At 59.0% G+C, this 11,918-nt stretch carries 14 protein-coding genes; 8 read left to right on the top strand and 6 right to left on the bottom strand.

Annotation, left to right across the window (positions count from 1 at the left end; all coding sequences use genetic code 11):
• The first annotated feature begins 44 nt into the window (after nt 1-44).
• Genes BM352_RS18100 through BM352_RS18115 form a run of 4 tightly spaced genes read left to right on the top strand, consistent with a single transcriptional unit; the run spans nt 45 to nt 2,497 of the window.
• The gene (locus BM352_RS18100) at nt 45-239 is read left to right on the top strand and encodes a DUF6494 family protein (protein WP_073145989.1); all 195 of its coding nucleotides are present in this window, start codon (nt 45-47) and stop codon (nt 237-239) included.
• Nucleotides 205-1,308: an Mrp/NBP35 family ATP-binding protein gene (locus BM352_RS18105; protein ID WP_425434564.1), complete on the top strand. Its 1,104-nt coding sequence runs from the start codon at nt 205-207 to the stop codon at nt 1,306-1,308. Before BM352_RS18100 ends, BM352_RS18105 begins: the two co-directional genes overlap by 35 nt.
• Nucleotides 1,305-2,006 (top strand): biotin/lipoate--protein ligase family protein, encoded by a 702-nt coding sequence (locus BM352_RS18110; RefSeq protein ID WP_090220487.1) that lies wholly within the window; start codon nt 1,305-1,307, stop codon nt 2,004-2,006. Before BM352_RS18105 ends, BM352_RS18110 begins: the two co-directional genes overlap by 4 nt.
• Entirely contained in the window at nt 2,003-2,497 is a 495-nt protein-coding gene (locus BM352_RS18115; RefSeq protein WP_090220489.1) for a DUF6505 family protein, read from the top strand. Before BM352_RS18110 ends, BM352_RS18115 begins: the two co-directional genes overlap by 4 nt.
• A gap of 288 nt (nt 2,498-2,785) precedes the next feature.
• On the opposite strand, the gene BM352_RS18120 is transcribed toward BM352_RS18115, so the two are convergent.
• The 6 genes from BM352_RS18120 to BM352_RS18145 form a co-directional block, all read right to left on the bottom strand.
• Entirely contained in the window at nt 2,786-3,151 is a 366-nt protein-coding gene (locus BM352_RS18120) for a VOC family protein (protein ID WP_175500736.1), read from the bottom strand.
• A 26-nt stretch (nt 3,152-3,177) separates the two neighbouring features.
• Nucleotides 3,178-4,761 carry a hypothetical protein gene (locus BM352_RS18125; RefSeq protein ID WP_090220492.1) on the bottom strand — a complete coding sequence of 528 codons (1,584 nt, stop codon included), beginning with the start codon at nt 4,759-4,761 and terminating at the stop codon, nt 3,178-3,180.
• A gap of 373 nt (nt 4,762-5,134) precedes the next feature.
• Nucleotides 5,135-5,941: an ABC transporter substrate-binding protein gene (locus BM352_RS18130; protein WP_090220494.1), complete on the bottom strand. Its 807-nt coding sequence runs from the start codon at nt 5,939-5,941 to the stop codon at nt 5,135-5,137.
• Complete coding sequence (locus BM352_RS18135; protein WP_090220496.1) at nt 5,938-6,654, bottom strand: ATP-binding cassette domain-containing protein; 717 nt, start codon at nt 6,652-6,654, stop codon at nt 5,938-5,940. Before BM352_RS18135 ends, BM352_RS18130 begins: the two co-directional genes overlap by 4 nt.
• Nucleotides 6,648-7,352, bottom strand: a complete 705-nt coding sequence (locus BM352_RS18140) for an ABC transporter permease (RefSeq protein WP_090220499.1) — start codon at nt 7,350-7,352, stop codon at nt 6,648-6,650. Before BM352_RS18140 ends, BM352_RS18135 begins: the two co-directional genes overlap by 7 nt.
• Nucleotides 7,353-7,465: 113 nt before the next feature.
• On the bottom strand, nt 7,466-8,152 hold the full coding sequence (locus BM352_RS18145; protein WP_090220502.1) for a DnaA N-terminal domain-containing protein: 687 nt from the start codon (nt 8,150-8,152) through the stop codon (nt 7,466-7,468).
• A 517-nt stretch (nt 8,153-8,669) separates the two neighbouring features.
• Here BM352_RS18145 and BM352_RS18150 point away from each other — a divergent pair.
• From BM352_RS18150 to BM352_RS18165, 4 genes are all read left to right on the top strand, one after another.
• Nucleotides 8,670-9,965: an AAA family ATPase gene (locus tag BM352_RS18150; RefSeq protein WP_090220505.1), complete on the top strand. Its 1,296-nt coding sequence runs from the start codon at nt 8,670-8,672 to the stop codon at nt 9,963-9,965.
• Nucleotides 9,966-9,968: 3 nt separating this feature from the next.
• On the top strand, nt 9,969-11,093 hold the full coding sequence (locus tag BM352_RS18155; protein WP_090220507.1) for a ParB/RepB/Spo0J family partition protein: 1,125 nt from the start codon (nt 9,969-9,971) through the stop codon (nt 11,091-11,093).
• Nucleotides 11,094-11,228: 135 nt separating this feature from the next.
• Nucleotides 11,229-11,486 carry a type II toxin-antitoxin system ParD family antitoxin gene (locus BM352_RS18160; RefSeq protein WP_090220510.1) on the top strand — a complete coding sequence of 86 codons (258 nt, stop codon included), beginning with the start codon at nt 11,229-11,231 and terminating at the stop codon, nt 11,484-11,486.
• On the top strand, nt 11,483-11,827 hold the full coding sequence (locus BM352_RS18165; protein ID WP_090220513.1) for a type II toxin-antitoxin system RelE/ParE family toxin: 345 nt from the start codon (nt 11,483-11,485) through the stop codon (nt 11,825-11,827). The genes BM352_RS18160 and BM352_RS18165 overlap by 4 nt, the downstream gene beginning before the upstream one ends.
• Nucleotides 11,828-11,918 lie beyond the last annotated feature (91 nt).

The raw sequence follows: 11,918 nt of genomic DNA on the forward strand, positions 1-11,918 counted from the left end.
TGGCCATTGCCGCCTGATAGATCAACCATAAGGGAAAACAGACCATGAGCGAAGATTTCAATATGTCGATGCGCAAATTCCTCAAGCAGGTGGGCGTCACCTCGCAACAGGCAATCGAGCAAGCCATGCGCGACGCAGGCGACACCGCCGGCAAAACCTTCGAAGCCAAAATGGTGTTGACGATCGACGGCGTTGATCTGGAACATGTCGTCACCGGCAAGATCGAAGGGCAGTCCTGACGTGGCCGTTACCCGCGAAGACGTCTTGGGGCTGCTCAAGACACTGAACGATCCCGTCAGCGGCGCGTCGCTGGTCGAGGCTGGTTTGGTCAAGGCGCTTACCGTCAGCGACAACAACGCCGTCCGTTTCGTGCTGGAGGTCAGCCCCAGCCACGCCGCCGCTTACAGCGAGGTGCGCCAGCAGGCCGAAGACGCAGTGAAAGGCTTGGCAGGTGTCAGCGCCGTGTCGGTGGTGATGACCGCGCACAGCACCCCATCTGCCCCGCCCGATCTGAATCCGAAACGCGCAGCCCCCTCCGGCCCGCAGAAAATTCCCGGTGTGGATCGCATTCTGGCCGTCGCCTCCGGCAAGGGCGGCGTCGGAAAATCTACCGTGGCCTCCAACCTCGCCTGCGCGCTTGCGGCGGAGGGGCGGCGCGTAGGCCTGCTGGACGCCGATGTCTACGGCCCGTCGCAGCCGCGCATGTTGGGCGTGTCGGGGCGGCCCGCCTCCCCCGATGGTAAAACCATTCTTCCCATGCGCAATTTCGGCGTCACTATGATGTCGATCGGGCTGATGACCAATGACGACCAAGCCGTCGTCTGGCGTGGACCCATGCTGATGGGTGCCTTGCAGCAGATGATGACGCAGGTCCAATGGGGCGCGCTGGATGTGCTGATCGTTGACCTTCCGCCGGGCACCGGTGACGTTCAAATGACGCTGGCGCAAAAGGCCCATGTGGATGGCGCGATCATCGTCAGCACGCCGCAGGATGTGGCCTTGCTGGACGCCCGAAAAGGCATCGACATGTTCAACCAGCTCAAGACGCCGATCCTTGGGATGATCGAGAATATGTCGACCCATATCTGCTCTGAATGCGGCCACGAGGAACACGTCTTCGGCCATGGCGGCGTCGCCAAGGAGGCAGAGAAGCTGGGCGTTCCCCTGCTGGCAGAAATCCCGTTGCATCTGGACATCCGGCTTGCCGCTGATGGCGGCGCCCCCATTGTGGTCTCCAAGCCCGACAGTGCGCAGGCCGCGGGCTTCCGCGCCGTGGCGCAACGCCTGATCGCTGACGGGCACGCATGACCCAGCCACAATTCCCGCCGCTGTTCTCTGGCGAAGCCGCTAAGGGCGATCCGTTCGCGCTGGCCTGCGGGCGGGCAGCGGAGGGATGCGACGCGGGGCTGGTGTTTTATGATCTCGCGCCTGACCGGTTGCGCGCGGCCATCGTCTTCGCGCCGGAAACCGCGTTGCATGACGCACTGGCCGCCCTGCCCGTCTGCGGCGTGGGGTTCCAGAACGCTTTGGGCGCGCTTGGACCGCCCGAAGTCGCGGTGCATCTGGGCTGGGATGGCCCGATCTACGTCAACGGCGGGCGCTGCGGGGCATTGCGCGTCGCGGCCTCCCCCAAGGACCCGATGGCAGAGCCGGACTGGCTGGTCGTCGGGCTTGATCTGTGGCTTTGGCCCGCCAGTGAAGAGGGTGGGTTGACCCCCGACCAAACCGCGCTTTACGCCGAAGGCTGCGCCGAGGTCGACGCGGTGGAATTGCTGGAAGCCTGGGTGCGCCACACCCTTGTCGGCCTGAACGCGTGGTCCGATAGCGGGCTGGCCAGTCTGCACCGCGAATGGGGCGGTCTGGCCCACGGAAAAGGCACTGACATTGACGTTCTGGGCCATGCAGGGCATTTCCTTGGCGTCGATGAACATTTTGGTTTGCTGCTGCGCCAAGGCGACACGACGCGGCTGATCCCGCTCACCGAATTGCTGGAGGACTTGCCATGAAACTCGCCCGTGCGATCCATTTCGACGAAAGCGACACCCGCGTGTTCCACAGCCCCGCGCGCACCGGCGAATGGTGCGTCTCTGGCGGGTTCGAGTTCTCCAACTGGTCCGAAGGTGATCTGGTCGGCAAGGCCCGTCAGGCCTTCTCAAACGGGTGGATGGGGTGCGAGACATTCGGGCGGGTCAGCTTCGTCGCCGTCACCCAGATCGAGCCGTCGGAACGCGACTGGTTGGTCGACCTTCTGGCGCAGCATTTCGTCGACATTTACGGCGCGCCATCGCTGGACGCCGCCCGCCCCGTCGCCACCGAAGAGGTCGACCACATGGCGTCCCTTTGCGAGGAACACGCGGCCAACACGCTGCTCACCGTGGCACGCGAATTGACTGATGCCGGTGTGCGCGAAAGCTACCGCGTGATCGAGGCGCAGGACGCAGGGCTAGAGCAGTTCGCTATCCACGGATCTCTGGATGACGAACCGCACCAGCATTAGCGCTATTCGGGGTCGTTTGCGGGGCGGGGTCGTTTGCAGGAGCGGGCGAAATGACACTCCAAGCAACTTGTCAATCCGGCCCAATTGAACCCTCCTGAGTTTGGGCCGTCTATGTCATTGATTTGTATGGACCGGAAAATGTCTCAACCAGCCACCTGTTTGAATGGGAAATGAGTTGGTGAGCAGACATTCGTTGCCCGCTATGCGAACTCACACATCGCGGACGAAGCTGCCCTTCGCGTTGTTATCTTCAACGCCCGCTTTCGGGCGCACAACGGCGAGTAGGGCTCATTTTTTTGAGTTTGCGATCCCCGAAAATACAACGACGTTGTATCCGTCTGGATCATAAAAATACAACTCACGATGGCCGTGCGATTGATCGACTGGTCCTAGTGAAACCTCATGGCCCTCGGTCGAGAACTTCTTTGCCCACTCATCAACATTTGCAACAGAGAAATGGATTATTATGCCTCTCCCCCGAAACTTCTCTTTCTCTAAGCCGTTTAAGTTGCCTGAAAACTTGTCTGGGGCGCGATGCAAGTACATTTGCATGCCGTCCGATTGAAGAATTGCAAAACCAGCGGTGGGCCTCACTTTGAGGCGTGCAAGGCCAAGTGACTCGTAAAACCGAACGGACGCGTCAACATCGGACACGTACATTAGAATCCCTGTTCCGCCGGTCACTGCAATCTCACTGCGTCAGGGAACATCTTTAGTCGTTCGCTAATCGTCGGAACCGGGATCCGAAAAACAGCCCCAGTACGATCCGGACCTGCATTTTGATCTGTCAGAAAAAGGTAATCCCCGTTCCACGAGAATTGTGTACCCATCGGACTGCGAAGAGGTGCGCCGCGCCAAAGTACCCCTGGTACGCCACCAACCGGATCAAATAGTGAAATGCTTTGAGTAGTGCCATCTGCGGAAGCGAACACGAATGGCTCGTACCGATTGATTGGCGTCCGCGCGCCTGCATGCTTGTTGTCGCGAGCGACCGCACTTGCGTTCAAGTCCTTTAGAAACCTCTCTACATTCTGACTCGTTACTTTACCGACATCATTGATGGTCGTGACACTCAGCTCAAAGTTGGGGTTATCGACATCACTTTCGATAGAAAATGACAATGTGCCAAACTGGTCGAGATCGCCAGCGGTAGCAACAAACTCATTTTTGCCGTTTGAAAATGTGGCTCCGTCTCCTGATCTAATTACAATTGACGTTGCGGGGTTGATGCCGTCAAATTTCAGAGAAACTAAGGAATCCTCTCGATAATGAACCTTCTCCAATGGACCAAGAGAAAGAGGTTCTTCCGACAGTATTTCCGTCAAGAAAAAACCGGGAAGCCCAGATTGTGGCAGGTATCCAAGGTCCGAGTTATCCCATCTACCACCATCGATGTCGATCAAGCGAAGATAGAACCTGTCGTTCAAGGGAAATATGCACGCACCTATAAGAGTAATAAACCTATGATCTGGGAACAGTCTTTCTGGCTCTCCTCCTTCTATTGGCAGCGCAAATAATGCTCCTGAGAGAAATTCTTCTTCCGGAGCCTCAGGGCGGGCATAGGGTTCGCCTGCTGCCCAATCCGAAACAATGACGGTATTGCCAATTACTGTGACACCCTCTGGGCTTCTGAAAGGAGCGCCCTCATGTAAGACGCGGGTCGCGCCTGGTGTCCCGTCCTCATTGACTTCGATGGCGAATACTTTAGCCCCAACTCCCGTACCAGGGCTGCGAGGAACCGGTTCCTCGCCGTAGTCCGCGACTATGAGTTCATCTCGCCGACCATCATCATATCTCTTGTAGAATAACCACTTCGAATTTTCGAGCAGAGGGCCACGGTAGAATATCGAAAGATCACCAGAATCAGGAAGCAATTTCCAAATTGTAGCAGGTTCGTTGTGGTTTGAGTCTTTCCCTGTGTCTGAGATGAAAAGTGCTTCATCGCCAAGCACTATTCCCTTCGTCTGAATTAGAGGTGGGCCTATCTTGATTGGAGTCGGTCGAAAGGACTCCGTAGGCATTACAAGACTGTCGGAAATCTGATCGCCCAAACTTAAGAAGTCGACCGAGCCATTTTCTCTGCCTTTGTAAATCGAAGATAACGAGGATATTGAGCCGATCTCTTGGGCGCCGAACCGGCGTTCCAAATGGGGTGAAGTCTGAAATACTGGGGTAACTGAAACATCCTGAGCAACGGCTTGGTGGGGCGCGAAGCCCGAGAGGGTTGCTGTTCCAAGTCCAAGTGCAAAACTCATCCAACGCATCGCGAACTCCTTGGCAAAGAAAATTCTTTAGATGCACCTTATCACTACTTTGTGGCATCCTCCAAACAGCACTTATTGCGCCTCAGCGGAATCGCGGATTCTGAGCTCAAGCAATTTTCGAGATTGTTGAGTGCGCCATATCGCCATATAAATGTTGGCGAAAGCGGCACGGTAGCTATCACCGTCCAACAACCGCTCTGACGCCAATCTTCGTCAACGCGCGTAGGCTCCAGCTTTTGAAAATGACATTCGCTGCAAGGCGGAAACTTGGTAGCTTTGGGCTCCGACCTGCCATTCGCTGCGATATGTGTGAACGGCTGCTATCCGAAAATCTTGTTTAGCGTGTCATTTCGCCCAGTTCCGCAAACGACCCCTATTCGGCCTTCGCGTTGAACACGAACAACGTCTCGCCGCCGATGGTGTAGCCGTCAATCAGCGCCTTCGCCGTGTCGCTGACCAGCCAGTCTTCCAGCTTCATCGCGAGGTCGTTTTTGACATGCGGGTGTTTGGCCGGATTGACCGGCAGGAAGGCATATTGGTTGAACAGCGCCGGATCGCCGGAATAGAGCAACGCCAACCCGGCCTTGTTGCCGAACTTCAGCCAGCTTGCACGGTCCGACAGAATATAGCCGTCCATGCCCGCCGCGGTGTTCAGCGCGGCCCCCATGCCAGCGCCGACCGCGTTGTACCAATCCCCGAACGTCGCCGCGTCCAGTCCGGCGGACTTCCAGACGGCAAGCTCTGCCTTGTGGGTGCCGCTGTCGTCGCCACGGCTGACAAAAGCGGGCTTGGCGTCTGCAATGTCCCGCATCGCTTCCACGACGGAGCCATCATCCGCGATGCCCGCAGGGTCCGCCTTGGGGCCAATGACCACAAAGTCGTTATACATGATCTCGCGGCGGTGGGTGCCATATCCTGCCGCCAGAAACGCCTCTTCGGCTTTGCGCGAATGGACCAGGATCGCGTCCACATCGCCTGCCTCGCCCAGCCGGATCGCTTGCCCCGTGCCCACAACCAGAAGTTGCACATCAAGGTCCAGATCCGCCTTGATCTGCGGCAGCAAAACGTCTGCCAAGCCAGAGTTCTCGAACGACGTTGTCACTGCAAGTTTCATATCCTCTGCCGCAACAAGGGTTGTAGAGGCAGAAAGGGCGACAATAGCTGTTAAAGTCTTGATCATTCGACAATATCTCCGCGCAGGAAGGAAGCGAGTTCCGGGGTTTTGGGGGCATCAAAAAAGGCCGGTGCAGCGGCCGAGTCGTGTATGCGCCCACTCAAAATGAACAGCGCATCGGATGCAAGTCGCTTCGCCTGCCCCAAATCATGGGTGGCCATTACAATGCGCGTGCCACTGTCGCGGGTGGCCAGCAAAAGGGTCTCGAACTCGCGGGTCGCACGACCATCCAGATTGGCGCAAGGCTCATCAAGAAACAGCACCTCCGGCTGCCGGATCAGTGCCCGTGCAAGGGCCAGTTTCTGCCGCTCCCCCCCCGACAGACGCGTCGCTGGCGCCTGCGCATGGCCGTCCAGACCGATGCGCTTGATCCAGTCGGCCACCCGTGGCTCAGCCTCGCGGCGCGACACGCCAGACAGCCGCAAAGGGTAGTGCAGATTGTCCGCCACCGACCGGCGCAGCATGATCGGCGATTGGAACACATAAGCCTGCCGCTCCCGTGCGCGGTCCTCATCCATCGACCAGTCCACGGTGCCGCCGCTCAACCGCTCCACCCCGTGCATGACCCGCAGGAGGGTGGTTTTGCCCGACCCGTTCGGCCCGACAATGATCGTCAGCCCCTGTCCGTCCAGCTCCAGATCAACCGGCCCAAGGATCGTCTTTCCGCGGCGCCGCACTTGCGCGTCACGCAGCCGCAGGGGGAACAAGCTGCTCACCACAGACCCTCCCGTTCCGTGCGCGACAGCCAGTGGATCGCGAAGTTGACCAACAGCGCCAGCCCGATCAGCACAAAGCCCAGAGCCAAGGCCAACGCGAAGTCGCCCTTGCCGGTTTCCAGCGCAATCGCGGTGGTCAGAACCCGCGTGACATTGTCGATATTGCCGCCGACGATCATGATAGCCCCGACCTCGCCAATGGCCCGGCCAAACCCTGCCAGCGCCGCCGTCAAAAGGTTGCGCCGCCCGTCCCACATCAGCGTTTTGACCCGCTGCCATTTGGTGGTGTTCATCGAGATCAGTAGATCGTGGTATTCGGCCCAAAGCTCCCGCATCGCCTGATGGGTGATCGACGCAATCAGCGGGGTGATGATGATGACCTGCGCAATGACCATCGCGGTGGGGGTAAACAACAGCCCCAACACGCCGAACGGGCCGGATCGTGACAACATTAGGTAAACGATCAGCCCGACAACAACAGGCGGCAGCCCCATCATGGCGTTGACCACGGCAATCACCAGACGCCGCTGCCTGAACCGCGTGATCGCGAGGTAGGTGCCCAAGGGGATGGCGATACAGCAGGCCACAACCAAGGCCGAAAGCGTCACCTGCAAAGAGCGCAAAGCGATGTCGATCAGCTCTGGATCCAGCGCAATCACAAGCCAGAACGCCGCGCGCAGCCCTTCGAAAATTTCTGTCATGCCGTCAGCACGTCCCTGCCCAATCCGTCGACGCCGGTGTTTCCACCTTCGTTGCTAGGAGTGTTGGCATCGGCTGTCCAGTGCAGCAGCCCAGAATGTCGCCCCCTGCCCCGCTACTCGGTGATAATCACCTGTGACACACCCGCCTCCACGCTCTGGCAGACGCGCAAGAGCTTAGTGGCGAAATGGGATTGCACATAGGCCGCGTGGAACCTGCTTGGCGCGAGCAGCGTCATCCGCCCGCCGCTGACATCCGTGCATTTCAACGCATGGAACCAGCTGCCATAGTTCGCAGGGTCTTCACTATGCAGCACCGCTTGCGCCAAGGCCCACGCGGTCCCGTCTTTCAGGTCCGGCGCAGGTACCACGCCGCGCGCAGGCATCGGCACGATCTGACCGCTTTCCGGCTCTGGCCCGCCATGCATCCGCAGGTTGAAATCCGGCCCGACCTTGGACCAGTCATCGCTGGTGTCAGACATCATGCGATCGAAGTTCATGGAATATTCGGTGACACGGCCCCGCGCGCCCTGACGTCTGACAACCAGCCAGCCCATCGCGCGCAGCTTGGCCATCTCGCGCTTGACCGTTCGCTCGTCCACCGACCACATCTGCGCAATCTCGCGCTGACCCACAGCCAACTCGTTCCGCTGCCAGTTATAGCGCGCGGTGATCAGCGTCAGCAGCCTGAGAACCAGCCGGTGCTCGTGCTTGCCCCGCGCCAGTGCATAGGTGCCCAGTGCGGTGATAATATCATATTTGCGTGCGGCGGCCTGACGCCCCACAGCTTTCGGAGATTGCATGATTGCCCTCGAAATCGCATCGACCGTTTCGGATAGATGCCTGCCTGCTCTTTAAGAACCTTTAACGGTTCGGTCGCCGGGATTGATATTTGGCAACGCCTTTCCCGATCTATCTGTGATTTGCGTCCTCAAACCCGATTCTGTCAAGCCCTCGTTCTCGAGATTGCAGTCCTCATACCAAAATCAAAAGATAAAAATGGTATCTTAGGTATAGGGGGCCATGCAGTGTGTCCCCTATTGAGACAGTTTTGTCCCCCAATATGCAGCGGGGACCTTCAAACTGTCCCCCAATATTTAGCAGCTCTCCCTATCGAATGGCGCGAGTCGGCTGGGACGCAGAGAATCACCGGAGCACCAATGAGGCTTGGGGCAGCACAGTTTTTGCCATTCCGTCCCTATTTCATTAAATAGGGTTTTCAAAGAACGCAAATTAGACGTAAATCAGGAAACAACGACAAAAAGCGTTCTGGGCGGGCCGACGGTTCCCCGCGGGGAACCACACTATTGGGATCGACACATGTTCAATCACGCTGATCTGGCGAAGCTACAGGCGCAATCGCTCAAGATGCAGGGCTTTATTCGCCAGCAAACATTCTCCCCCGAGATGGAGAAGACCCTCCGCCGTTTCTCCAGTTGGGAGGTGGCAGAGCTCATCTTCAAGATGAACCCCTCCACCCTGCGCGGTCGCCTTGCCGCCGACCCTTCTCTGCCGGAAGGGCTGGTCGAGGAAGACGGTCGGCAGCGCTGGTATACTCTTGAAGAGATCAACGAGCTGCGCCGCAAGATCAAAGTCAAAGGCCGCTCGCTAATGCCCAAGCGCCCTGCCGGCAAGCGCGCCATCCGCGCGGCGATTGCCAACTTCAAGGGCGGCGCAGGCAAGTCCACCGTGGCGCTGCATTTCGCCCATGCTGCGGCCCTTGATGGCTACCGTGTGCTGTGTGTCGACTTCGACCCGCAAGCCACACTGAGCCACTCCATGGGGCTGTCCGATGTGGCCGAGGAATTCACCGTTTGGGGCATCATGGCCCGCGATCTGATCCGCGAGACAGAGCGGATGAACAACGCCCCGGCCGGAGCTGAGAGCGGCACCTCCCTGCCCCACCGCACCCTGCCTGCTGCCGTCACTGGCATGGGCCTCAACGATCTGCGTGTGTCGGATTTCATCAAGCCTACGTGCTGGCCTTCAATCGACCTGATCCCGTCCTGTGCCAACGCGGCGTTCGTCGAGTTTGCCTCTGCGCAGTATCGCCACCTCAATCCCGAATGGTCATTCTTCGCGGCGGTGTCGCGCTATCTCGATCAGCTGCCGGATGACGCCTATGACCTTGTGATTTTCGACTGCCCGCCCGCCATTGGCTACCAAAGCATGAACGCGGTGTTTGCGGCCGACGTGCTCTATATCCCCTCCGGTCCGGGCTACTGGGAGTATGATTCCACCACCAGTTTCATCGGTCAGTTGTCCGAAGCGCTGGAGGATTTGGGGCGCTTCAAAGGACAGGTGCCGGGTAACAGCGCGGTCGACAAGGCCTTCCTTGATCTCAGGTTCTTGCTGACGCGGTTCGAGCCGAACAACGATTTGCACCGCGCGATGCAGTCAGCTTTTGGTCAGGTCTTTAAGTCACATGTGGCCGAGCACCCGATCGAGATGACACGTGCGGTCGAGCAATCGGGCCGCTTCCTGTCGTCGGTCTATGAGATTGATTACCGCCAGATGACGCGTGAGACATGGCGGCGTGCGCGGGCCTCCTTTGATCGGGCCTACGAGGAATTCAGGGACACGCTCACGGTCGCCTGGGACAAGATGGAGGATTGATAGATGGTTAAGAAACGCAGCGTGTTCGACATCAACTTCGAGGTGGACGACGAGCCGGAAGATGTCGGGTTCCCCGCGGGGAACCCTGAATTGGAAACGAAATCCTTCAATGTGCAGGGCCATCCTTTGCAGAACGAGGCCGCTCCGGCGCAGTCCACATCGCGGCGCGGCCCTATGGCCAGTGCGATTACGGAGGCTGCGGATGCGACCACAGAACGCGCAACTGCGGAGGCTGCAATTCGGGCAGAGAATGACGCTCTGGCGCATGAACATGTGCGGCTCAAGAAGCTGGGCCTGATCACGGACTTGATCGATACCTCTGCTGTCGTGATCACAAAACTGACCCGCGATAGGTCTTCAAATGTAGACCCTGAACTTGAGGAGCTGAAAGACTCTATACAGGCGGTTGGACTCTCAAATCCGATCCGTGTTGAGCAAACGGAAAACGGCTTTGAGTTGATCCAGGGCTTCCGCCGACTGGCAGCGTTCAAGGAGTTGGCCGAGGAGACAGGCGACCCGCGCTACAGCAAGATTCCCGCCGCTCTGGTTCCCCGCGGGGAACCGTTGGTTGATCTCTACCGCAAGATGGTGGATGAGAATCTTGTGCGAAAAGACATCTCGTTTGGCGAGATGGCGCAGCTTGCGCTGTCCTATGCGCGGGACGAAGACATGGATCCCGGCGATGCGGTGACGGTCTTGTATGCCTCCGCGCTGAAGCAAAAGCGGACCTATATTCGTCAATTCACCCGTGTGCTGGACGGGCTGGGGGAAGGGATGCGTCACCCCGAAGCGATCCCGCGGTCTTTGGGGATCGAGCTTTACAAATTGTTCGAAGCCGATCCGTCTCTCGCCCCCTTGGTCGCGGATGCTTTGGCGGCGCTGCCCAGTCATACGCCCGCCGCGGAAATCGCAGTCCTGCGCAAGGCGCTGGAGCCTGTGAAGGCCGAGAGAGACGCGGCGCCCAGATCCGTGGCGAAAACTTCTTTGCGGCTTGCGCGGCCGGAAGGCGAAGCCCGCGTGATCGCGCAGGACGGTCGGGTGGAGCTGCGCTTGCCGCGCGACTTCTCAGCGGTTAGTCGGGCGAAACTGCAAGAAGCTATCGAGGCGTTTTTGACCACGCTGGACTAACCTTATGCCCCCCTGTCTTGACCTGCACATGGCGGGTAGGGCAGGGCGCACGGTTCCCCGCGGGGAACCATCACTCACGGCATTTGTTGACGGAACTCTATCGTTGGCATATATTGCCAACAAGGAGGCCCGCCCATGGTGACGCGAAACGTTGTGCTGACAGACACTCAGGACGAGCTGGTTCAGGCTCTTGTGGCCGCCGGCCGCTATCAGAACGCCAGCGAAGCGCTGCGCGCCGGTTTGCGGCTGCTGGAGCGTGAGGAGGCAGGCTTGATGCAGATCCAGACGGGATTGCGTGAGGGGCTTGCTCAGGCGCAAGCGGGTGATCTTGCGGCGGGCAGTGGTGCGGACGCCGTGCGCCGGGCCTTTGCGCGGGCCCGATCCAAGGCGTGAGCCGGTCGTTTCGCCTGACGCGCCGTGCCGAGGACAGTCTGGTCGCCATCGCCAGATGGACCTTCGATACCTTCGGGCCACGTCAAGCAGACCTTTACGAGGCAGAGCTGATCCACCGCTGCGAGGCTATCGCCATGGGCGAGGCTGTCAGCCAAAGCTGCGCGCTTTTGTGCCCGGAAGTGGAGGATATGCGTTTCGCGCGGGCAGGGGAGCATTTCGTGGTGTTTCTGGATCGACCCGACGCGGTTATCGTCATTGATATTTTGCATTCGCGCAGCGACCTGCCGGGGCATGTGCGTGCTCTGGCGACGTTAGCGGGGCCGGGGCGGTTAACCGGTTAGGAGTCTTTTCGGCCCGACTGCCTGACCAAATATTGGGCAATTTAACTCGGTGTAGCGCCGATTGCACGAGAATCGCCCACATGTTGTGGCA

The organism is Litoreibacter janthinus (genome assembly GCF_900111945.1).
Taxonomy (GTDB): Bacteria; Pseudomonadota; Alphaproteobacteria; order Rhodobacterales; family Rhodobacteraceae; genus Litoreibacter; species Litoreibacter janthinus.